18 protein-coding genes and 1 pseudogene are annotated in these 21,808 nt (G+C 61.6%); 10 read left to right on the forward strand and 9 right to left on the reverse strand.

The window, feature by feature from the left end; translation table 11 throughout:
• Nucleotides 1–366, forward strand: a 366-nt coding sequence (locus Q4F19_RS06845) for a thioredoxin domain-containing protein (protein WP_303541046.1), incomplete at its 5' end; no start/stop codon positions are given.
• Nucleotides 367–650: 284 nt separating this feature from the next.
• Here Q4F19_RS06845 and Q4F19_RS06850 read toward each other — a convergent pair.
• From Q4F19_RS06850 to Q4F19_RS06860, 3 genes are all read right to left on the reverse strand, one after another.
• On the reverse strand, nucleotides 651–3,206 hold the full coding sequence (locus Q4F19_RS06850) for an ATP-binding protein (protein WP_303541047.1): 2,556 nt from the start codon (nucleotides 3,204–3,206) through the stop codon (nucleotides 651–653).
• A gap of 126 nt (nucleotides 3,207–3,332) precedes the next feature.
• Nucleotides 3,333–4,430: a sensor histidine kinase gene (locus Q4F19_RS06855; protein ID WP_303541048.1), complete on the reverse strand. Its 1,098-nt coding sequence runs from the start codon at nucleotides 4,428–4,430 to the stop codon at nucleotides 3,333–3,335.
• Nucleotides 4,431–4,982: 552 nt separating this feature from the next.
• Nucleotides 4,983–6,176 carry a PIN domain-containing protein gene (locus Q4F19_RS06860; protein WP_303541049.1) on the reverse strand — a complete coding sequence of 398 codons (1,194 nt, stop codon included), beginning with the start codon at nucleotides 6,174–6,176 and terminating at the stop codon, nucleotides 4,983–4,985.
• 158 nt (nucleotides 6,177–6,334) lie between these two features.
• On the opposite strand from Q4F19_RS06860, the pseudogene Q4F19_RS06865 reads away from it, so the two are divergent.
• The 5 genes and pseudogenes from Q4F19_RS06865 to Q4F19_RS06885 form a co-directional block, all read left to right on the forward strand.
• A pseudogene (locus Q4F19_RS06865) lies at nucleotides 6,335–7,138 on the forward strand (DUF4238 domain-containing protein); the annotation flags it as partial.
• Nucleotides 7,139–7,743: 605 nt separating this feature from the next.
• Complete coding sequence (locus tag Q4F19_RS06870) at nucleotides 7,744–10,278, forward strand: SIR2 family protein (protein ID WP_303541050.1); 2,535 nt, start codon at nucleotides 7,744–7,746, stop codon at nucleotides 10,276–10,278.
• Nucleotides 10,275–11,771, forward strand: coding sequence for an argonaute/piwi family protein (locus Q4F19_RS06875; RefSeq protein ID WP_303541051.1), 1,497 nt, complete (start codon nucleotides 10,275–10,277; stop codon nucleotides 11,769–11,771). The genes Q4F19_RS06870 and Q4F19_RS06875 overlap by 4 nt, the downstream gene beginning before the upstream one ends.
• Before the next feature lie 657 nt (nucleotides 11,772–12,428).
• A complete protein-coding gene (locus Q4F19_RS06880) occupies nucleotides 12,429–12,803 on the forward strand; it encodes a response regulator (protein ID WP_303541052.1) in 375 nt (124 codons plus the stop codon).
• A 109-nt stretch (nucleotides 12,804–12,912) separates the two neighbouring features.
• A complete protein-coding gene (locus tag Q4F19_RS06885; RefSeq protein ID WP_303541053.1) occupies nucleotides 12,913–13,311 on the forward strand; it encodes a BLUF domain-containing protein in 399 nt (132 codons plus the stop codon).
• A 341-nt stretch (nucleotides 13,312–13,652) separates the two neighbouring features.
• Here Q4F19_RS06885 and Q4F19_RS06890 read toward each other — a convergent pair whose 3' ends face one another.
• Nucleotides 13,653–13,976, reverse strand: coding sequence for a hypothetical protein (locus tag Q4F19_RS06890; protein WP_303541054.1), 324 nt, complete (start codon nucleotides 13,974–13,976; stop codon nucleotides 13,653–13,655).
• A gap of 1 nt (nucleotide 13,977) precedes the next feature.
• Entirely contained in the window at nucleotides 13,978–14,163 is a 186-nt protein-coding gene (locus tag Q4F19_RS06895; protein WP_303541055.1) for a DUF3606 domain-containing protein, read from the reverse strand.
• 170 nt (nucleotides 14,164–14,333) lie between these two features.
• On the opposite strand from Q4F19_RS06895, the gene Q4F19_RS21385 reads away from it, so the two are divergent.
• From Q4F19_RS21385 to xth, 3 genes are read left to right on the forward strand one after another with little or no spacing between them, the layout of a single operon-like run.
• Nucleotides 14,334–14,834: an ATP-dependent DNA ligase gene (locus tag Q4F19_RS21385; protein WP_341850164.1), complete on the forward strand. Its 501-nt coding sequence runs from the start codon at nucleotides 14,334–14,336 to the stop codon at nucleotides 14,832–14,834.
• Between the two features lie 9 nt (nucleotides 14,835–14,843).
• Nucleotides 14,844–16,199, forward strand: a complete 1,356-nt coding sequence (ligD, locus tag Q4F19_RS06900) for a DNA ligase D (RefSeq protein WP_341850182.1) — start codon at nucleotides 14,844–14,846, stop codon at nucleotides 16,197–16,199.
• Complete coding sequence (xth, locus tag Q4F19_RS06905) at nucleotides 16,200–16,997, forward strand: exodeoxyribonuclease III (protein WP_303541056.1); 798 nt, start codon at nucleotides 16,200–16,202, stop codon at nucleotides 16,995–16,997.
• A gap of 587 nt (nucleotides 16,998–17,584) precedes the next feature.
• On the opposite strand, the gene Q4F19_RS06915 is transcribed toward xth, so the two are convergent.
• The 3 genes from Q4F19_RS06915 to Q4F19_RS06925 form a co-directional block, all read right to left on the reverse strand.
• Nucleotides 17,585–17,872: a hypothetical protein gene (locus Q4F19_RS06915; protein ID WP_303541057.1), complete on the reverse strand. Its 288-nt coding sequence runs from the start codon at nucleotides 17,870–17,872 to the stop codon at nucleotides 17,585–17,587.
• Between the two features lie 100 nt (nucleotides 17,873–17,972).
• Nucleotides 17,973–18,119 (reverse strand): hypothetical protein, encoded by a 147-nt coding sequence (locus tag Q4F19_RS06920; RefSeq protein WP_303541058.1) that lies wholly within the window; start codon nucleotides 18,117–18,119, stop codon nucleotides 17,973–17,975.
• A 135-nt stretch (nucleotides 18,120–18,254) separates the two neighbouring features.
• A complete protein-coding gene (locus Q4F19_RS06925) occupies nucleotides 18,255–18,662 on the reverse strand; it encodes a hypothetical protein (protein WP_303541059.1) in 408 nt (135 codons plus the stop codon).
• A 566-nt stretch (nucleotides 18,663–19,228) separates the two neighbouring features.
• Here Q4F19_RS06925 and Q4F19_RS06930 point away from each other — a divergent pair.
• Entirely contained in the window at nucleotides 19,229–20,131 is a 903-nt protein-coding gene (locus Q4F19_RS06930; RefSeq protein ID WP_303541060.1) for a dimethylarginine dimethylaminohydrolase family protein, read from the forward strand.
• 102 nt (nucleotides 20,132–20,233) lie between these two features.
• Here Q4F19_RS06930 and Q4F19_RS06935 read toward each other — a convergent pair whose 3' ends face one another.
• Nucleotides 20,234–21,688 (reverse strand): CYTH and CHAD domain-containing protein, encoded by a 1,455-nt coding sequence (locus Q4F19_RS06935; protein WP_303541061.1) that lies wholly within the window; start codon nucleotides 21,686–21,688, stop codon nucleotides 20,234–20,236.
• Nucleotides 21,689–21,808 lie beyond the last annotated feature (120 nt).

Raw genomic sequence — 21,808 nt, forward strand, 5'->3', positions numbered from 1 at the left:
CTCGATGCCGCCGGTATCAGGTTGCTCGGTGTCAGTCCCCACCTGCCCGAGCGCGGTCTGGGTGACATTCGTCAGCGACATGGACTTGGTTACGAAGTCGCGTCCGACCGTGACAACGGGCTCGCCCGACGATTCGGCCTGACGTTCATTCCTCCCGATAATCCTGCCGTGCCGGCCGACGATCCCCATTGGATCGGCACACTGACCGGAACGGGCACCTGGGAGCTCCCGCAGCCCGCGATCGTCATTATCGATCGGACGCATATCGTCCAGTTCGTCGATGCGAGCCCGGATTGGTTGCGGCGGACTGAGGCGGAGCCAGTTATCCAGTCGATCAACGCAGCACGCCTGGCCACTGCGGCCTGACGCCAATTCGGCATGTCGGTCGACGAAGAGAGACGAGATCGCTTCGGCGGGTAGGACCCATTCTCAGACACTCCGCCGCGCTTCAGGGCTTCCCGAAACCGGACGCCCGTTCATGTGGATCTACGCTCGGTCGGGCAAGCGAGGCGAACCCCTCAGAACGGCATGGACTGGGACAACCCGTCGTACGCCAGGGCTTCGCCGAACGGCGGTTTCAGCGAAAAGCGGCGACTCCGATCGAAGCTAAGCCCAGGCAGCAGACCGAAGACTTAAGCGCCTCAGTTAGTTTAGTACGCGGAAAGGATTGCCTCAAGTTCGTCCCGGCGGAACGGCTTTGTAAGGCGGGGGATGTCTGCGCTGACGCTATCATTTTCAGCGTAACCGGAGACCAGCAATACTGGCGTGCCGGGCCTGAGCGATCGAATGCTCAATGCCAGATCTGTGCCGCTCATGCCGGGCATCAGATGGTCGGTCACCAGCAGATCAAAATGTTGACCGGAATGTACGAGGCGCATCGCCTCTTCGCCCGATGTCGCTTCTACCACCGCGTAGCCGAGTTCGTTCAGCATGTCCGCAGTGCTCGCCCTGACGAGTTCCTCGTCATCGACCAGCAGGGCTGTCCCACCCACCGCCACGGTCCCGAGTGGGTGTGCCGCTTCGGCCGATCCAGAGGAAGCGATGCTCCGCGGGAGCCATAATTCGACATTGGTGCCAAGGCCGGGCCGACTTTGAATCGTGATTGCGCCGCCCAGCTGGGAGGCGAGCCCGTGAACCATGGAGAGGCCAAGGCCAGTCCCTTTCCCGATACCCTTCGTCGAGAAGAAGGGCTCCGCGGCCCGGGCCAGGGTTGCTTCGTCCATGCCAGTGCCCGTATCCGCCACCGAAAGGCGGATGTAATGGCCGGTTCGCAGTCCCGAGCGGTGGCCGGGGCGGATCGCCTCTCGCCCCGCGGAGATGCGCAGCGTGCCGCCATCCGGCATGGCATCTCTGGCATTAACGGCCAGGTTCAGGATAGCCATTTCGAGTTGGTTCGCATCCGCCATGGCGTAGGCCATATTTGGCGTATCGACAGCGACCTTGATTTGCGGTCCGGTCGTGCTCGAAATTAGATCTCCCATGTCCTGCACGAGTTTGGCCACGTCGACGGGACTGGGCTGGAGAGGCTGTCGCCGCGCAAACGCGAGGAGGCGCTGAACAAGCGTGCGAGCGCGCTCGGCGGATTGGATCGCACCGGCAATCAGGCGTTGCTCGCGCTCCCCGCCCAGCCCCTTGCTCTGTAGCATGTCGAGGCTGCCGACTATTGGCGTCAGCAAATTGTTGAAGTCATGCGCTACGCCGCCCGTAAGCTGACCCATGGCTTCCATTTTCTGACTTTGCCGGAGTGCAGCCTGGACTTCTTCCCGTTCCGCAATCGCGGTCGCAACCCGTGCCTCGAGGGTGGCGTTGAGTTCACGGAGTGCCTCCTCGGCTTCCTTCCGGGCCGTGATCTGAACGACGGTGCCAGCCAAGCGCAGGCAGCGACCCTGTTCGTCGAACACACCGCGGCCCTTGGCTTCCAGCCAACGGATAACCCCGTCCTCCTTGCCGATCGTGCGATATTCGACGTCGTAGAGCGCGCGCTGATCAGGATCTGCGGCCGCTGCGAACGCGGCGCTGGTTGCGTCGCGGTCATCGAGATAAAGACCGTCATAGAAGTCCTGTATGGTGACCGGGACGTCGGGCGATATACCAAACATCGCCTTCGTCCGCGGCGGCCAGGTCAGCGTGTCGTTGACGACGTCGAGATCCCAGAAGCCGACATCTGCGTTATCGACCGCCAGGCGCAACCGCTCCTCACTTTCGCGGAGCCGAGCTTCGGCGCCAACCCGCTCGACATGGGCCCAGCATCGCTCGATGACTTCCTTTACAAACTCGATCTCGTCCACCGTCCAGATCCGCGGGCGGTTCTGATGGATCGCCATCATGGCGGTGAGACGCGCGTCCTTGATGAGGGGGCAGCAGATGATCGCGTCGATGCCGATCGACTGGAACATCTCGAGACCCTCGCCTGGCTTGAGTTCGGCAGGAATATCATGGACGACCAGCGTTAGGCCAAGCCGCAGATCATGTGCTGCTCGGGGACCAAACAGGTCTAGGCGGTAGGTCCCGGCTGACGTCTCCAGCCCAGGCGCAGTGTAGTCGCTTCGGATCCAGAAATGATCGCCGTCGCTCTGGACGTCAGCATAGGCACAACGCGATGCCCCCAGTTTCAATCCCAGCATTTCGGTAGCGGCGCTCAATGCGTCTGACGCGCCCGAACACCTGAACAGGCGTTCTTCGAGCTCCGTAAAAAAGCGCAGACGCTCATCGTTTTTCCGCAGGGCGCTTTCTGTCGTACGCAGTTTATCGATGATCGCCTGCTGTTCGCGATGTAGCTGGCTGCTTGCCTCGGCTTCACCCCGCATCTTCATCAATTCGGTGAGATCCTCGACACGGTGAATTATGTATTCAACCGCGCCGTCCTTATCGAGCACCGGGGTGTTGACCGGCGCCCACCAGCGTTCGACGAACTGCCCTTCGGGCGTCGGCAGCGCGTATCGTTGCACCGCCATGACATCGGCTGATCTTGTCCGGACGACGCGTTCCAGCGACGCCGTCAAATTGCGAACCCCGTCTGCCGTCGGATCGCTTGGGTCGGCCGGAAAAACGTCGAAGAGCGGCCGACCGATCTGGTCCTCGCGCCTGGTGCCGGTCACCTGAAGCCGCGCATCGTTTGCGGTGATTATGGTCCATTTCGGCGGCGCGACGACCAGCAACGGGATTGGCGAGGCGTCAAACAGCGCCCGATAGGAGACTTCGTCCATGCCCGACGGCGGCGGTGCGCCCATAAACCTCAACTCTACTTTTCCGACGCGACCTTCAGCCAAGCCTTTGTAACCTTAGCCAGGTTTGAGCGAAATACCGTCAAGCAATCACGAAGCGTCGCATGTTCACACGATATTACCGGCGGTATGAACATCGGGCAGAAACTTGACCTCGAAGCAGGCCCCACCCTCTGACCGCGACGACGCCGTGAGTTCGCCGCGCAGCTGTTGAGTAAGCGCTTTGACGACGCGCATTCCAAGGCTTTTCATCTCGACTGAGGGATCAAATCCATCAGGCAGGCCGTCCCCTTCGTCGCAGACAATCAACGCGTGCTGACCCCCGGAAATCCGGTACGTCACATCGATGGAGCCAGCTCCATGTTTGGCCGCGTTCGTCACCAGTTCGTTCATGATAAGACCGAGAGGCTGAATGAGCGTGGTCGGCACGTTGCCCTCATCTCCTTCGACGATGAGCGGCCTCCCCAGAATCTCGGACAGGTCTCCTCCTAGGCGTCGCAAAAACGCGATGGCGGAAGCCTGATCGCCTTCGTCGGTGTAGAAGTTGCGATGAACCTGAGCGACCGCCGCTACTCTGTTCGCGGCCAAGGTCAGCTGATCGGCGGCGTCGGTGTCCGAAACAGTACGGCTCTGCATCGCAAGGAGACCGGATACAAATTGCAGGCTGTTCATCACCCGGTGGTCGATTTCCTTCGCCATGATCTGGGCTTTGGCAATGGCCAGGCGCCCGGAAAGCCGGATCTCGAGGTGGTCAACCACAACGGACGCCAGAGCTTTGAGGTCTGCAATCTGGCCCTCATCGATTGGCCGGGCTTCCTTATCGATCACGCAAAGGGTGCCGAGGTTAAAGCCGTCGCTGGTCGTGAGTGGAACGCCCGCATAGAAACGCAGTCCAAAATCGCCGGCAACAAGGGGATTGGCCAACGATCTGGGATCGATGCTTGCATCTTCGAGGGTGTAAGCGTCCTTCCCCAAAATGGCAGATGCGCAAAGTCCCGGCTCTCGGTCGATTTGCTCGACGTCCAGGCCATGGTGTGACTTGAACCAGATGCGATCGTGGTCGACGATGCTGATGATCGAGATCGGCACGCCGAAGCGCCGGGCGGCAACCTCTGTGATCCGATCGAACGCTCCATCCGGTGGCGTATCAAGGATCTCGTATCGCCTGACCGCAGCCATGCGATCCGGCTCATTGCCAAGGGTCATCGAAGGAGAACTGTGCATCCGTGGCCCTTATCGGCAATGCGCGGAACGGAGCGTTTCGCTACTTTCCGGAGCCTCCCTGCGAAGAGCACACCCGATGAAGATCGTGCGTACGGCGGCGTCACCGAGTGCAATCTCACCCTATTGCAGGAGAGGGCGCTAAGCAACGCTGCTCTGTGTCCGCCACACGCCATCTCCGGACACCCCGTATTGCCAGCGCTCTCCCGCGACGGTCGGAGTCGCTCATCCCCTATGAGATCGCTGAACGGCATGAATTGGTCGGGAACTGCCGTAACTCCCGCGCGGCTACGACGACCCATTAGCGGACATTCAGGCCGGCGTGGCCCCTTTTTTGAAACCCGCCATTCGTTCATTTGGCTCAGCGGTTTCGGCATTCCGGTCATAACAACTTGAATCGGGACTTTCCGGTCATTCGGCACGGTCTCTGCCCGCGTTCTGGATGCTGCGTAGCCCGCGGCCGGGCGTCGACCGGGAAGATCTCGTTGACGAGTTTCGCGAGCGCAGCGGACGGATTTATGGCTCATGACAAGCCGATTAGAACGGGTGGTCGCCAGGCTCGTCGGCCGCTTCGGCGGGTCCCTCCTCGCCTGGATTCTCGGCGAGCCAAGCCTCGTAGTCCTCGTCATCCCGGTCCCAATGGATCTCGCCGAAATCCACCGAGCGAACCCCGTCGACAAGTTCCACCTCGTCGACCTCCAAATCATCCTGCGCGCCGGAAATCGAACCTGCGAGGTTCAGCAAGATCGCACCGTCGAACGTGACGTCACGCTCTGCTGACTGGCTCCCCATGCCCATATGCTCCTTGTCGACGCTATCCCAAGCATACAGCGAGAAGTCCGCCATCGCCGTCGCCGTGATGCTGACGCCGATTCTTGCCGCGACGCTGTCGCTTCCCAGCCTCACGATCGTGATGTCGAAATGGTCACCGAGCTTCTCGAATTCGTAGGACTGATAGACGAGCTCGACACTGTCCACCTCGAGCGAGAAGACACCGTCGCCCTCCGCCTGGAATTGCCAATCCCCGACGGCGCGTTCGATGCCAGCCTCGATGCGGGCGGCAAGAGCGGGAATTTCGCCCGACTCAACCGCCGCCAGTAAGGCCGCCATGGAATGCCCCGCTGCGTCGGTATGCTCCTGCAAGATTTCCAGCGCCTTGGCGAGGTCGGCCTCGACGTCGATCCATTCGGATTTATCCGCGAACGCCTGCCAACCGCCATCCTGCGAGACGGCCAAGACCTTCTTGCCATGGTCCTTTGCCCAAGCCTCAATCGAGACCAGCGCGATCGCGTCGGGAAACTCGCTTTTCTTGGCCCCCGCCGTCTCAAAGGGGGGTGTCGATCCAAAATACGCCTTCACCACCGCGTCCATCGGCGCCAGCGAAACCGGAATGTTGCCGGCACCCGTGGCTTCAAGGAAAGCGCGCAAACGCCTGCCCGCCACGGTGATGGGCTGATCGAGCTCGGCGGCCGCGTTCCTGAAATCCGCCGCGGCCTGCCCTGTCAGCAGCCGGACCTCATCGACCTTAGCTGTGACGCTCAGCAGCTGGTCACGTGTCTTCTTGACCTGCAGCACGAGGTGCTTGTGCATCTCGCGGACAACGATCTCGGACAGAACAAGATCGATCTGCCCGTCCTTGAACTGGGAGAGTTGCCCCAGCAAGCCGGCCTCAAGATCGAGGTCGCCCCGGATCGCGATATTCGTGTCGATAGTAATCGCGTCATAGGCCATCCCTCCCGCTTAGCACGACCGACGGCGCATCCGAACGGGTGATCGCACCGGTAAGGAGCCATTGGAAAAAGACAGAATGGCGCCAGATATTGGTTCGACAATTCCGGACCCGCTGACATGACCACTCCGCCAACGTCTCCAAATTCCACCATTATGTCGCGCGCACCCATCTTGCGCGCTTCGCTCCCGCCGGGCGGCTATGGGTGTATGACAAGCGCGCAGGCCAAGTGTTCCCCCGGTCGATCAACGATGCCTTCGGCGAGACGCATCTCAATACGCTAACAATGCCCGACGGGACGCGCGACCAGTCCCTCGAGGATGATCTCGGCAAGCTCGAAACGCGCGTCACGCCCGTCATCAATGAGATGCTCGCAGCTGCGCGATCGGGCCTCTCGCCCGACGTTGAAGCCGGAAAGCGCTCAACCTGGGACGAATATTTCATCGCCCAACACTCGCGTACGCCGGATGTCTTTAACGCCGCGCCGACACTTCAGATGGGCGATGCCCATATCCGCGAGTTCGCACGGCTCGCGAAGGAAAAATATCCGGACCGCGCCGACGAAGCCGACGCACTGGTCGCAGACGAAGAGCGCAAGCGCCTGCTCAAGGCCGCGCGCATTCAGGCTCAAAAGATACCATCGCAAAGGCTCGCGGCGTTGCTTTCGGCAAGGTCGCTCGCTGGCCTAAGGCCCGGAAGCGATGGCCGACAGTTCGTGATCGGGAGCAATCCCTTCGTGCGCTGGGGTGGCGACCTGCGCCTGCCGGATACACGCTTGTGGCTGCCCGTCGCTCCTGACCTCGCGCTCGGACCGGGTTCGTCAGGCACAGGCGCAGTGCTGTGTTCCCCCGAGGACCCAGCTGAGATTGATCGGTTCAACCTCACGATCGCCAAGCGCAGCACGGTCGTCGCGTCGGCGGACCGGGCGATGGTCGAATCGCTCAAGTCCCAAGTCGAAGGCTAATCGCGGTTTCGACGGCCATGCGACCGTTCACGACGGATCCCGCCGGTCCCGAAACCGGACGTCGATTTTGACGATGACAGCGGCCAAAAATGGGCCGTAAGCTAACAAGCGAGTTCCGAGCCACAGTGCTGGGCAAGCTGTCGATCGTTGGGCCAACCTGTGCGCCGCAATGACTCAACCGGACTTTTCTGCATAGCCCGCCCCCTCCCCCGAGCGGTTGGTCTGTTAAGTCGCCGATGATGTCCGCGGTAAGCTGCCATTTGGAGGGTTCACGATCATTGCCTCCACAGTGATTCATTTCTCGCCTCGAAAGGCGTTGACTTAACTCCATCCGATGTTTCACATTCGTTCCGTCAAGCAGCTCGAACGGAGTAGAGGTGGCCACTTCAGCCGGGTCGGAAGCGACCGCCGTCCCGGGACGTCTTCGATCCCTGCTCGTCAAGCAGCCGGAACCAGTCCTACTGATAGGTGCGGGTGCGTCGATCTCCTCGGGCATTCCTGCCGCCGCCGCTGCGGTTGAGCAAATCGTGCGTTGGCGATGGTGCCTCGATAACAATCGGTCCCATAAAGACCCAACTGTTCGTCCCGGGGACTACAAGCCATGGATGAACACCCTTTCATGGTATTCGGACTCCGTTCCACTTGCCGACCTGTATCCGGTTGCGGTGAGGAACCTGCTGAACGTCGCCAACGATCGGCGCTCCTTCTTCGAGGACATGATCAATCCCGAAGTTCAACCCAACGTCGGTTACAGGGCGCTGGCGAACATCCTCCACGCTGGCTGGGTGCGAACGGTTCTAACCGCGAACTTTGACGAATGCGTTCAGCGCGCGAGCATCATCCAGAATCGCCCGCACCACCTAGTGTCGATCAAGACACCGTCGGATCTGATTCGATTCTCGTCGGCTCCGGAAAATCCTCAGCTCGTGTATCTTCATGGATCGGTCGAACACCTTACCGACCGAAACCTGGACACAGACGTGCAGGATCTCGACGCTGAGATCGTCGACAGGGTGAAGCCGCTGCTCCGTGACCATCCTGTTATCGTGATCGGCTACCGCGGGGCGGAGCCGTCGATCATGCGCAGGCTCTTCCTGGACAACGTCGACTACGCCAACCGCTTCTACAATGGCATCTACTGGTGCGTCCTTGACCGCGAGATCGATCTGCCGCTGCCCCCGATGGTGGCCGAACTCGCCGCCCGCATCGGTGGCAATTTCAACAAGGTCGGCATTCGGCACTTTGACGATCTACTCGATCGTGAGCTCTGGCATCGGCTTTCAACGGAAGGTCATCAGCCCACTCGGCAGCCATCGCGAGGCGGCCCGATTGATGTCCCCTTCGACATGCGGGTCCAGGAACAGGATTCGGTTGATGATCTGGATCTCGTGCTGCTTTTCACGCGGCTTCGAGAGTATGCGCTGGTCCTTAGCATAGCCGCGCCCGACGCCTTCGATCGGGAATGGACGCTGTCTTTGGCTGAGACCTTCCATCTGATTGGAAAGCCGACTGGGAACGAATTCCATCCGACGGTCGCGGGAAACCTTCTTTTTTCCAAGGGCGAACCCACCGCGTCGCCAGGAGCCCACGTGCGCCTTCGGGCCAAGGGGCCGGAGCGGTGGCTGCGGCAGTGCTTCGGCGACGACGCCGATTTCCTGCCCCAGGAAGACGACTCAGTTTACGAAGTGGACATTCGTGGCAACCTCTGGTCGCAACTCGACCAGCTGACCGAGATCCTATCACTTGTGAACCGCCAGTTTCGCCTGAAGCAGGAGGTGTCCCGGCAGGCGCGATCATACAACCCGCTCGCACTCAAAGAAATGATCGTGAACGCGCTCGTTCACCGCAATTACGAAACCGACGAAGCCGTCGAGATCGAAATCACACCTGCCAGCATTCAGACGGTTAGTCCGGGCGGACTTGTCGATGCAGTCGTAGCGCAGATGTATGATTCCGAGCTCGAAGCCTTGATTAAGAGCGGACGTCGAAGCATCAAGGGTTACCGGAACTCGGTCATTTCCGATCTCTTCTACGGTGGCGGTCAGATGGACCACACTGGATCTGGACTTTCGGACATGTGGCGCGAGACGGTCAACAACAACGGCGACGTTACCTTCGGACCTACTAACAGCAACACGAGGTTCGAGGTCGCCATCCGCGCTCGCCAAGAGGCCGTGGACGAGATCACTAACACTGCTGTCGCGGACGAATCTCAGGTTACCCGTTACAGCAGCAACATCCTGCCGATCAGTGCTATGCCCGAATGGGTATGGCATGCTGGGACGACGGCGGGGACGAACAAAGGACTGTATCACTCGGCTAGTGGATTGCCAGTTCCGCCTGGGCTAGTTCAGGATGGTCGTTTCTATACCCTGTTTGATCTTGAGGAGCTGGCGGACGGTTTGGTCACTCCGTTCGATGTCGGTGACATTGAAGCTATGAGGGTGGACGAGCTGTTACTGCTGCCGAACGGCACGAATATCCTTATTCATCTGCTTCAAGATGCGGTGCTGCGTCACTGTCGTGCCCTAGGGATGCAAGTGGACTGGTCTCGGAAGCGAGCGCACTTTCCGCGCTACGAGGATGGTGACGAGCGTCGCGTCACCTACCAGGCGCGCTACAAGCGGGCGACGCGGACGGTGGTGAAGGTCCGCATGCGCCGGGACAGCGATGAGGTCTCCTACTACGAGCACAAGGCGCTTTCTGTCACCATCCTTCCGGCGGGCGAGGAGTGGTGCCTAATATTGTCACCGGGCTATGCGTTCACCCGCAATGGATTCGGAAAACTGATAGGTAACGAGAAGATCAATAGTCTCTCGACGAGAAGGGCGGCCAAGGACTTCAATGCAAGCGTCCACAACGATCTCACGTTCTGGCTTGCAATGCTCATCGAAGGGCAGTCCGGTCTCTTTTCGCTGCTACCTGACGTTTCGTCCGAGCTCGAGCCTTACGCGCCGAACATTGTGATCTCTGATCAGCTGGTTGGCGCCTCCCTGAATTCCAGCGCCTTCGACGATCTCGCCATCTCCCAGGCGATTGCGGATGACGAGATGGACGAGCTCGACACGGAGCTGATGAAGCTGGCCGATATGGACGAAGTGGAAAACCCGGATGACAACGAGACGGATCAAGGAGTGTGACAAAACTCACGCTCCTAGAATTGCGATCGCCGCCACTTCAGTTCGGTGGGGCTGCCCACACCTCGGATCCCAAAGCAGGATTGGAGGCGGCGGGTCCTTTCGACATTAGGTTCGGCTCGGCGAGGAAGGAAACGATCAATCTCGGCGTGATCGGGCCTCCTGCGCTCGCTGACGACGCACGGAGGTGGATCGACCGCGTGTCAGCGGGCATACCAGTGCTGTCCGCGTCGACTGCGCTGCGCCGCCCGTTTCCACCATTTGAAACGGTTTTCAGGAAATCGCTAATCCATACCGATTTCATGACCGTGGCGCTCGAAGGAGAGGCAGATCCGATAGAACTGGCTCTTGCGCATGCTGACCCGTTCGACCGGTTTCAGGCAGTTGTCGATCTCTATGGAGAGGCCCTAGATCGTCTTTCGCGCCGCGATGTCAATCGACCCGATTTGGTGTTGCTTTGCCTCCCGGACGCCGTCGTCGAGAAATGTCGCACGGTCGAGCGCAACTCCACGGAGGACGAGCGGGAACGAGCCAAGGCGATCCGCAAGTCAAAGGCTAGCCGTCAGGGCGACTTCTTCGACGTACTGGATGAGATCGAGGAGGGTGCGGACGACCTTCTCAAGCGCGACCTGCGTCAGGCACTGAAGGCGCGCGCGCTCGCTGCGCGGCTTCCCATCCAACTCGTAACGTCGAGACTGCTCTACGACAGCGTGAAGGGCGAGGATCCAGCGACCCGCGCGTGGAATTTTTCGGTGGGTATTTATTACAAGGCAGGGGGCATTCCATGGCGACTGACACCGCCCGGTCCTGACACCTGCTTTGTCGGAGTGACTTTTCACCACTTCCATACGCGTCAGCGCCATGTCGTTCAGTCGAGTCTCGCGCAGGCGTTCTCGAGCGAGGGCGAAGGCTTCGCGATCCGTGGCACCGGAGTTCCCGTGACGCCCGGCCAGCGGCTGAATGTCCACCTTTCGGAGGAACAGGCTTTTGATCTCGGCGCTCGAATACTGAGCGAGTATCTGCTGCGAACAGGTCGATCGCCTCTGAGGCTGGTCATCCACAAGACTAGCCATTTCGATGATGCGGAAGTGAGAGGGTTTGGGTCGGCTCTAGCCGATGTTCCAATCGTCTCCCTTGTGACGCTGGTTCCGAGCGCAGTGCGCCTCATTAGATTCAGCCAATATCCACCTAAGGTCGGGACCGTCTTCAGCCTGAACGGTTCGCGCACGTACCTTTACACGTCCGGCTTCATTCCCGAGATCGACACCTACCCTGGACCGCACATACCGCAACCGTTTGAGGTCCGGTCTCTAGGCCCCGAGGATTCGATGATCTCCGCCACTGACGTGTTCAACCTCACGCGTATGAACTGGAATACGGCGGACGTGAGAGGGAAATGGCCGGTGACTCTGTCGTTTGCCCGACGGGTTGGAGGTATATTGAACGAATACGGAGACCAGGATCCCGAAGAGACATCATTCAGATATTTCGTCTGAGTGAGGAACCCACGACCGTCAATTTGAGAGTTTCGCAGCGGTGCTACAACCTATGATGAAACTAACGGCGGTTTTCAGGATCGCAGGCTGCCCCAGCGAACGCCCGATATAGCGGCGCATAGCTACCGTGCGATTCGACCTGAATAAACGGCTGGGAAGGCATTTCGCAGCCTCAAAGCGGCCGTTCCGTTTTCCACCCAATTCGCTCAAGCGACCCGTCCGGCGTACACCAGAGATCGATCGTCCAACATTTTCTAGATGCATGCAGCCCGAACCCCTAGCTGGGCCGTCGGAGTGCCGCGTCGGGCGCAGCCAGCCAACGGCTGGGCCTTTCCCTAGGGGGGTGAGGATGCGGTGGTGACGGGCGCCGGCGACGGCGCGAGGGTCGCGCGGCTGAAGTTGCACGCGCTCTTGCCGCTGGCTGACTTCGCATACGACTATCGGCCTCTCGTGCCCGGCGCGTAGAAGTAGCGCGGGCGGGCGGCTTTGCACTGTGTATCGATTTCCCGCTCCGCGCTGATATCGGACCTTTACGCGCACTAGGCGCCCCGTGTTCCGACCGCCCCCTCCAGCGGAAATAAAGTCGCGCCGGGTCGTCCAGGGCAAGGGAACCCCTAGCTCTATCAGTCGCTTAGGCTCTTCCGCACCGAGGCCATGATGTCCCAAAACGCCTGCCATCCAACCGTTCTGGTCGTCGAAGATGAGGTTTTCATACGGATGGTCAGCGTGGATGCGCTCTCCGATGCCGGATACGAGGTCCTGGAAGCCGAAAATGCGGACGAAGCATTGGCGCTCTTAAAGGGTGCCGGTAACATCGACGTGTTGTTTACCGACATCCGGATGCCTGGAGAAATGGACGGCTTAGAGCTGGCGGAGCGAGTTCACGTTTGCTGGCCGAAGATCAAGCTCTTGGTGACGTCTGGGCACCGCAGACTTTCTGACGATGAAATACCGGACGCGGGCCGCTTCATCGGCAAGCCCTACTCTCTCGATGCGGTTGTTCAAAATATACAGGGAATGTTTGAAGATTGATCCGCTCCGCTGGAGATCATTGGTCAAGCTGCCGATGTCGACGGGCGAGCGCCGTTCGACGGCTCGGCCTGGGCCTTGCGAACAGGCGAAATATCAATAGACAGCTCCGATGGCACAAATGACCCTCCGGCAAATCATATATGTTAGCCGAGCGCGGTCCGATATCAATCTGGATCAAGTGCTACTGAGTTCGAAAAATAACAACGCTATTGATGGTGTTTCTGGCCTTTTATGGGTCGATGACCTGTTAGTAGTCCAGGTTATTGAGGGGCCCGACGAGAGCGTCGTCGCGACGTTCGATCGCATCAAAGTTGACGAACGCCATACGGATGTCGCTGTCGTGAGCGATCGAACCGTAAGCGAGCGGGAGTTCGGCTATTGGAGCATGGAGCTGAGACGCCGAGGCCAGCCCATTGACGATCTCGACCGACGACTGAGACGGAAGCTGTCCGGCATGCCGAGGGATCTCCACACCAGCTTCGCAGCGCACTTCGGCACCAGATCGTAGCGGGCTCGTTGCGGCGGTCGGCGCGACAGACAGCTGCGACCGACCGGATTTCCCGGAACGGTCGCGGCGCGGCTACATCGATCAGCGGAACCAGTGAAACGAGTGGAGTGCCTCTTCAACCATGCTGGCCGCGCTCGCCGGAGCGGCGAGACGAAGCGAGCCAATCATCGCCGTAGCCCAATATGCGAGCCTCGACATAGAACTAGGTCCTCATCGGGGAAACGCTCATGCGGCATATCTGAATGTGCAAGAGAAGCGAGCCTGAGCCTTAGGATCTAAAGGCTTCACCTGTACTTGGGGCATACCGATCGGAGCTTTGGCGAGCGAGACCGGCGCGCGGGTCACGGGCGCTGGACGAAGGGGTCGGCGCCCAGGTCGAGCGGGAGGTCCGCGACACCGCGGTCCGCAGAGCGATCCGGCAGCTCGGTCCTTAGAGCCGCCGAGATCATCCGTTCCCAGATAGCGACGTCGCCCACCGCGACCATGGCCCCATCAGGCTCGCGTAGCGTTCGCAGGATCGCAATCGCGTCCTCGCGATGCGCCGGCCAGGTCGCATCGACGCCATCTCCGGCCGAGATCTCGGCTCCAGCCGCGTTCGCGCTCAGCTCGCGTCCGGCCAGAACACGCGCGATGCGCTCGATCGCGGGAGTTTTCGCGACGTTCATATCAGGCCGAGAGCCTCTCGGCGGCCGCGTCTAGAGTGGCGCGATCGTTCCCGTGCCTGTCGATGAGCTCGCGCGCCTGCTCGCGGCTTATGCCATGCTTGTCCGCGAAGTAGGCGACTTCATAGGGCTCCTCGCCTGCGACCTGCCGCCGGTCGTTGCCGCCCGTGTTCGTCTTGTCGTCCGCCATGACCAACTCCTCTTCCGCATCCAGAATCCCCGAACGCATTCAGGAGTTCCCGCTCAAGGAACGTCGTCGGCCGTCGCGAGGAGCGGATCCATCCATCCGTAGCCGGCTTGCGACGGGAACGACTTGTCGTCGACCGCGTCTTCTGACGATGGAATGGCGCTCCTGACACCATGGCCCGAACGCGATCCGCCAAGAGCCACGACGGGAGCGCCGGCGCGTCCGCCGCGCCGCCGTTCCAGCCGGTGCAGCTTGCCAAGCTCGTCGATCATGTCCCCGTGGGGAACGCGTGGCTGCATGAGCTCAAGTTTGACGGCTACAGGTGCCTTCTCAGCGTCGGTGCCTCCGCCGCGCATGCCTTCACGAGGTCGGGGCTGGACTGGAGCGACAAGTTCGATGCCATCGTGGCAGACGCGCTGAGCTTGCCCGCGAGGTCGGCGCTCATCGACGGCGAGGTCGTCGTCATCGACGATGACGGCCGCACAAATTTCCAAGCCCTTCAGTCGGCCATAAAGGGAGCGCCCGCGCGCTTGGAATACTACGCGTTCGACCTGCTACATCTGGATGGCGAGGACCTGACCGGCCGCCCGCTCACGGAGCGCAAAGCGAAACTAGCGGCACTGCTCAAGGGCCATGATGGCGTGATCCACTATTCGGATCACATCGTGGGCTAAGGCGAGGCGCTGTTCGACAAGTTCTGCGGTGCTGGGCTCGAGGGCGTCATCTCCAAGCGCGCCGACGCCAAATATGTCGGTTCGAGAAACGGTAGCTGGCTCAAGACCAAATGCATCTGCCGGCAGGAGTTTGTGATCGTCGGTTGGACCAAGTCTGACAAGGGTCGGGGCTTCCGTTCCCTGATCCTGGGCGTGAACGAAGGCGGCAAGCTGCGTTACGCCGGCAAGGTCGGCACCGGGTTCGACAATGCCGAGATCCTGCGGCTTGGCGAGATCATGGAGCCGCTTGCGGTGCGAGAGGCTACGGTCGCCGCGCCCCGCGCCGAGGCTAGGGGTGCGCACTGGATCAGGCCGAAGCTTGTTGCGGAGATCGCCTTCACCGAGATGACAACGGAAGGGACCCTCCGCCACCCGAGCTATCTGGGGATGCGGGAGGATAAAAAGCCGGAAGCGGTCGTCATCGAGACGGAAGCGTCCGTCGCTCAGATCGAAGCGGCGGCGACATCGAGCGTTGTGATCAGCAATCGTGATAGGGTGATCGATCCGGACGGCGGCACGACGAAAGGCCAGCTTGCGGACCACTATGCAGCCGTTGCTCCGATCATGCTGCCGTGGGCCGGCAGCCGGCCGATCAGTCTCGTACGTTGCCCTCAGGGGCGCTCCAAGAAATGCTTCTTCCAGAAACATGACGCAGGAATGTTCGGCGAACGCGTCCATCAGGTCGCGATCCGCGAAAAGGCTGGTCACGAGGAGCCCTATCTCTACATCGATGACGCCGACGGTCTTCTGACCTGCGTGCAGATGGGCACCATCGAATTCCATGGTTGGGGCGCCCGCATTGAGGCTGTGGAAAAAACAGACCGGCTGGTGTTCGACCTCGACCCCGACGAAGGACTTACCTTCGAGGCGGTGCGTTCCGCCGCGTTCCACTTCCGGGACATTTTGAAGCAGATAGGTCTGGAGACCTTCCCGATGGTCACGGGCGGCAAAGGCGTCCACGTTGTCGCGCCGCTCACGCCGCAGGCCGAATGGCCCGAGGTGAAGAGCTTCGCGCACCGGCTCGCCCAGGCGGTCGCCGAAGTCGATCCCGCAAACTTCACGGCCGCGCTGCCAAAAGCGCAGCGCAAGGGGAGGATCTTCGTCGACTATCTCCGCAATCAACGCGGCGCGACGGCCGTGATGCCCTACTCGGTCCGCGCCCGGGCCGGTGCCCCCGTCGCCGCCCCCATTAGTTGGAAGGAGATGGAGACGATCGACAGCCCCGCACACTGGCATGTCGGGGACGCCGCGGAGCTCCTGAAACGGTCCGCATCGAAGGCGTTGGCGAACTGGGGCCGGGCTGACCAGGTCTTGCCGGACCTCTGAATGAAAATCGCTACCTACAATGTGAACGGCATCAACGGCCGACTGCCGGTGCTCCTGCGCTGGCTGACCGAAGAGCAGCCGGACATCGTGGTCCTGCAGGAGCTGAAGGCCCCGAAAGACAAGTTTCCAGAGGCGGCGATCCGCGACCTCGGCTACGACGTCGTCTGGTACGGTCAGCCGCGCTGGAACGGTGTCGCGATGCTGAGCCGAGTAGGTGAAATACACGAGACCCGTCGTGGACTGCCCGGCGATCCCGACCCGTCACAGAGCCGCTACATCGAGGCGGCGGTGAACGGAATCCTGGTCGCAGGGCTATATCTGCCCAACGGAAATCCGCGTCCCGGCCCGAAATTTGACTACAAGCTCGCGTGGTTCGAGCGACTGATCGAGCATGCCGCCGGGCTGATGGCCAGCGGCGCGCCCGTGGTGCTGCTAGGCGACTTCAACGTGATGCCGACCGAGCAAGACGTCTACAAGCCCGAGCGTTGGCTCGAAGATGCTCTGTTCGCGCCCGAAGTGCGCGCTGCCTTCGTCCGGCTGCTCGACCAGGGATGGACAGACGCGCTTCGCACCGTCCATCCCGACGAGACGATCTACACATTCTTCGATTATTTCCGGCACGCCTACGAGCGCAACGCGGGGCTGCGGATCGATCATCTGCTCCTGAGTCCGGACTTGGCAAAACGGTTGAAGGACGCTCAAGTGGACCGTCACGTCCGGGGATGGGAGAAGACCAGCGACCACGCGCCGACCTGGATCGAACTCGGCGACGCCAAGGCCACGCGCAGGAAGCGGTAACGTGCCGGCATCCGATGAGACCGGCGACCCGTCCGGGCCGCCCGTGACACCCGACGGTCGATATATCGTCGTACGCGGTCGCTTGTGGCGCGCGTCCAACCCGCATCTCCCCACTGAAGGGCGCCAGGCGCTCGTCGACGAACTGATGGCAGCCCGCCGCGCGGTGGCATTGGCAAGACATGCTGGCGATGGCGCCGCAGAAATCGCGGCGCATTCTGCCGTAGACAGGGCCAAGGTCGCGCTCGGTGAACGCGGACCTCCTTGGTGGACGGACGGAGCGCCCGACCTCAACCGACGGATGGCGAAGAACACCTGCTATGCAGAATGGTACGTGAGGACGCTGAGCAGGAGCACGAGGCCAGCTTCATGAGGTCAGCCTGTCCGGTCGGAGCGCGGCGTAGAGACCCAGCCGCGCTCCTCCCCAATGCCGGGCGCGGGGACGCGGACCGACAGTCGATTAAACGTCCGGCCGAGCCGGATCTTGCGGGTCTCGATCGAGGACGCGGCGATCCTCTGTGGATAACTCCGTGAGTCCGGCGCGCCGAGATTTGAAACGTACGAAAGCCGGGCGCCGAGTGATGCGGCCCTCACCGCTGCCCAACGATAGCCGTCCGACCTGCTTGGGCCGCCGCCGCGTCGATGACCACCAGTTCCGGCAACATGGAGACGGCCATGCGCTTCGCTATGACGATCAAGGCCTCGATGTTCTCCCATGACGTAGCGCAGCCGTTCGCGGGGTTGGTGGGCGCGGGCGCGAAGATCGCAAGCGCGGCGTCCGTGACGCAAACCGTCCGCTGCAGATCATGCATATCCATGGTGAACAGGACGCCACCTGGGACAAGCCTGGGCGGATCGACGAGGTGCGAGAAAACCATGCGCGTCACGTAGGCGGCGCGGCCATCGCCACCATCGCTCGGGCCTGCGTCTTGGCCCCCATTTCGGTTCTTTCGTCGCGAGCGTTCCCGCCGATAGCCGCTATTTCTTGGCGGCCGTCTTGCCGCCCTTCTTGCCAAGCTCGGCTTGCGCGGCAGAAGACTTGCGCGGGTTCTTCTCGCCGGCTTCGGCGGCCTTAGCGTTCGCTTTCTGCGCGGTGGCGCTGCCGTGCCCCTTCTTCTCTGTCATCAGATAGTCCTCTGCTTCAAACTACGGCGTCTTCGTGCTCGGGAAACGGGAAGGACGCCGAGCCGTTCCGCCACGGCGTATTCAGCCATGATCCCGGATACTGCTCAGGAAAGCATGAGTGGTTGCGCGTGCAACCTAGTCGTCCGTGCCCCGGCTCTTGAGCAAGGCATCCTTGACGGTCGTTCCCGCCAACGTCCCCGCCGCAACAGACATCACCGTGCTTCCCACGAAGAAGTCGGCGATGCCAGCTACCGTCCCAAACGCAAGCAAAACGGAGCCTGTTACCGGCGCCGCGGCGGCAACTCGACCGACCGTGACCTTGGCTTCCTGCCGAAGCGTCCGGATCCGCTCCAAGGCCGCGGCCAGAGGTTTCTCCGAGCGCGCGAGCCGGATCAGTTCGCCGAGCGCCGCATGAAGTGCGCGCAGCTGCAAAAGCGCCTGATCCCGATCTGCATCGACCGGACCGCCATTGTCGCGCGACCTCTCCTCCTCGCGTATCAGCCGTTCGAGCGCGTCAAGCGCGGCCGGCGCGAGCGCGCGCACGACGGCGGATTGCTCGAGCAGCGTCGAGCGCCCGGTCCAGCGACTTGAGCGCTGGGAGGGCGGCTCTGCAACCTCGTCCCTCAGTAGCGCAAACTCCGCGCGGACCCGCTCACGTCGATCCTGGCGATTTCCTTCCTCTCGCAGATGACGCACCAGCGCCGGGAGATTGGGTTGAGCCGCGACGAAGCTGGGCGCGAGGGAACGGAGATTCGCTCGTGCCAGCAAGCAGCGACGAAGCGCCTTGTATCTCGCGTCGTCTGCGAGATCCTGGATCCCGTCGCATGCACCAAGGCACAGGGTCTGCAGCCGCTGGACTGCCTCCACGTCGCCCAGCCTATCCGGCCAACCGCGCGAGACGACCTTCATCTCCATATCGTTCCCTTTTCGTTCCGCCGAATCGCAGATCGCATATTCGTGGACCTGTAGGAAAGCAGGATCTCTGCTCGCCGTGAGGATCTGGTCTGCGGCTTAAATCCCCTCTGTAAAGCCTGCCCGATGCTCGCCGCGCCGGCCAGAACAAGGGCCGCTATGGAACTATCGGGGTCGCCGCGCTTTGCCCCAAGTCTATGAAGCTCAACGTTTTTGACGACATCGTCGTCCCAATTCACTCTCGCGACGGGTCTCCTAAGGTCATAGGCGACACTGCCCGTCTGCGGGAGGTGGTTCTATGCCCGCCGTCTTATCTTGCGCCGGTGCCCTGCTGCTCCGTCACGCGCGAGAAGCTGCGCGATGGCTTCCAAACCGATACCGAGTTGGCCGGCAGGCAGCACCGCGTTCTTCAGCGGGCGCTCGAGCGCTTCGGGGTGCAATGCCACGTCATACCCGCCGCGCCCGACATGCCGGACCTGTCGTTCACGCGCGACGTCGCCGCCACCACACCGTGGGGCCTCGTTCTGCTCAACCCGGCAATGCCGCATCGCTCGATCGAGGTGGAGCACTTCTCTGCCGCGATCGAGCGCATCAGCGGCGTCCCGGCACGTCGCATCACAGACGGCTTCATCGAGGGCGGCGACGTCTGCGTCGCACGGCCGGGCCTGCTCATCGTCGGCGTGTCAGGCGACCGGACCGACCAGCGGGGGGCTGACGCCTTCGCCCGCCTGTTTCGCGAGCAGAGTTGGGAGGTAATTACCTACCGCTTCGATCCGCACTTCCTCCACCTGGACACGATCTTCTGTATGCTCGACGACGCCACCGCGCTCGCATGCACGGACGTGCTGGACAACGGATTCCTGGATCAGCTCGAAGACCGCGGCATCAAGGTCATACCCGTTTCCTACAAGGAGGCGCGCCGCCTTGGCTGCAATGTGGTGTCGATCGACGGAAAGACGATCTTCACGAGCGATCGGGAGCCGAGGGTTGCTGAGGCTCTCCGGCAAAGCGGGTATCGGGTCGAAACGTTCGACATCTCCGAGTTTTCGGCGTGTGGCGGTGGGATCCATTGCCTGACCATGCCTCTGGCACGGGGTTAGCCGATCCTACGGCGCGAGCCGCCGAACATAGTTTGGCCCGATTGGATCAGGCAAAGCATCTCAATAGCCCGGACGCCACGCTCCAAGACACTTGCCGGATTATCACCGCCAAAAGCATTTGGCGTCGATCAGGTCGTCGTAGGCTTCGTCCGCCGCCTCAATCAGACGTGCCTTCCGCTCGGGGTCGGACGCTATTGCCGCGGCGTGTCCGCCTGGGTCGAGGAGCCTCAGCACCTCTGGCGCTGTTGCGAGATCGTTCAGGCCCCCGAGCTGCTCCTGCAATTCCTCTAGAGCCGCGACGAACTTCTTGGAGCGCCGCTTCTCTCGCTTGCGCTGAAAGATGGGTTTGAAAAACTCTGACGCGTAGCGCAGCTTCTTGGCGTCCTTGCGGACTTCATGACGCGTCTCGTCGTCCGCCGTGAGCAGGTCGCGCCCGTCCTTCTTCACCTTCTTGCGAAACCGGTTGAGCGCGCCTTCCGCATGCGCGCGGATCGGCCTGCATCGATCGGTCTCCAGCGCTTCGTTCCGGAGCCATTCCCCCGCGGCGGTCCACTCCAACAGGTCGAGCATCGTTGCCCTGGCGCTCGGCGTTGCGAGCACCGCCTCTACGCGATCATAAGCATCCTCCCGCGCTGAGAAAATTCGATCGCGCAGAGACCCAGCCTCGGTATGATCAAGCAGCACATCGAGATTGCGCGCGTCGCCGAGATCGGCCGCAAGCCCGCGCAGCTGTCCCCGCAGCCGCTCTGCTTCTGCGCCGCGCACGATCGAGGCGAAGATCGAAAAGGCCGACCTCAATCGCCGCAGCGCCACACGTGCCTGGTGTAGCGTGTCGGGATTTCGGTCGGGAAAGAGGGCGGCTTCGTTCAGCCTGAAATGGCGGACACAGCCGTAGACGATGCGTTGGAAGGCCTCCGCCGACGTCATGCCGTCATCCAGAGCCGCAGGCTCGGCCTTGAACGAAGAGCGGACCTCGTCCGAGAGACGATAGCCCCGTTCGGACTTGGTCAGGACGCCTGGACGCACCGGCGCCCGCGCATCGAGACGCCGAGCCAGCGCGAAGAGGTCGGCGGCAGCGCCCTCCTTCAGTTCCAGCTCGATCTCCGTGATCGGCGAGTTGCGGTCGGCGGCGATCGTCTCACCACGATCGATCACCAGCTCGATCGTTGAAGCGCCCTCCTGAACCATCCAAAGGTGCCTCTCGATGCGCACCTCGAACCGCGGCTCGATCCTTTCGACCGCATCGCCGACAATGGCACGGATCGGGTTCGTCTCGTCGAGCCGAGGCTGGTCGCCGTCGACGGGGCACTCCCACTCGCCACGCGCGAACAGTCCCGCGGTGCCCCCGCCGGCGGCCTTGACGGTTTGGACGCGTTGCTCACCCGATCGGCGAATGCGGAGCGACAGACCGGCCTTGCGGAGCCCATTTTCGGGCGTATCGAAATAAATGGCACGCTGATCGATCACCTGCGGCTCGCCGACGAGCAAGGGAGACCCTTCGATTGCGAGCGCCGCCTCCCGGCTCACGTCGAGCTTCAGTTCGATCTCACTTGCCATGCAGGTCCGTTTCTCTGGGTTGAAGAATATAACCCTCGGGAAGGCTCACTGTTCATTCCGCCGCCGGCGCCTACCGTTCCAGCTGGCTATAGCGAGCTAGGTCACAGCATCATGCGTCAT

The organism is Sphingomonas natans, from assembly GCF_030546695.1.
Taxonomy (GTDB): domain Bacteria; phylum Pseudomonadota; class Alphaproteobacteria; order Sphingomonadales; family Sphingomonadaceae; genus Sphingomonas_I; species Sphingomonas_I natans.

Coding starts and splice junctions, on each gene's coding strand:
- Q4F19_RS21385 (WP_341850164.1), top strand. CDS start 14,334: ATGGCCCGAACGCGATCCGCCAAGAGCCACGACGGGAGCGCCGGCGCG.
- Q4F19_RS06850 (WP_303541047.1), bottom strand. CDS start 3,206: ATGGACGAAGTCTCCTATCGGGCGCTGTTTGACGCCTCGCCAATCCCG.
- Q4F19_RS06890 (WP_303541054.1), bottom strand. CDS start 13,976: ATGAACGTCGCGAAAACTCCCGCGATCGAGCGCATCGCGCGTGTTCTG.
- Q4F19_RS06935 (WP_303541061.1), bottom strand. CDS start 21,688: ATGGCAAGTGAGATCGAACTGAAGCTCGACGTGAGCCGGGAGGCGGCG.
- Q4F19_RS06915 (WP_303541057.1), bottom strand. CDS start 17,872: ATGGTTTTCTCGCACCTCGTCGATCCGCCCAGGCTTGTCCCAGGTGGC.
- Q4F19_RS06895 (WP_303541055.1), bottom strand. CDS start 14,163: ATGGCGGACGACAAGACGAACACGGGCGGCAACGACCGGCGGCAGGTC.
- Q4F19_RS06855 (WP_303541048.1), bottom strand. CDS start 4,430: ATGACCCTTGGCAATGAGCCGGATCGCATGGCTGCGGTCAGGCGATAC.
- Q4F19_RS06860 (WP_303541049.1), bottom strand. CDS start 6,176: ATGGCCTATGACGCGATTACTATCGACACGAATATCGCGATCCGGGGC.
- xth (WP_303541056.1), top strand. CDS start 16,200: ATGAAAATCGCTACCTACAATGTGAACGGCATCAACGGCCGACTGCCG.
- Q4F19_RS06870 (WP_303541050.1), top strand. CDS start 7,744: ATGAACACCCTTTCATGGTATTCGGACTCCGTTCCACTTGCCGACCTG.
- Q4F19_RS06885 (WP_303541053.1), top strand. CDS start 12,913: ATGGCACAAATGACCCTCCGGCAAATCATATATGTTAGCCGAGCGCGG.
- Q4F19_RS06920 (WP_303541058.1), bottom strand. CDS start 18,119: ATGACAGAGAAGAAGGGGCACGGCAGCGCCACCGCGCAGAAAGCGAAC.
- Q4F19_RS06930 (WP_303541060.1), top strand. CDS start 19,229: ATGAAGCTCAACGTTTTTGACGACATCGTCGTCCCAATTCACTCTCGC.
- Q4F19_RS06880 (WP_303541052.1), top strand. CDS start 12,429: ATGTCCCAAAACGCCTGCCATCCAACCGTTCTGGTCGTCGAAGATGAG.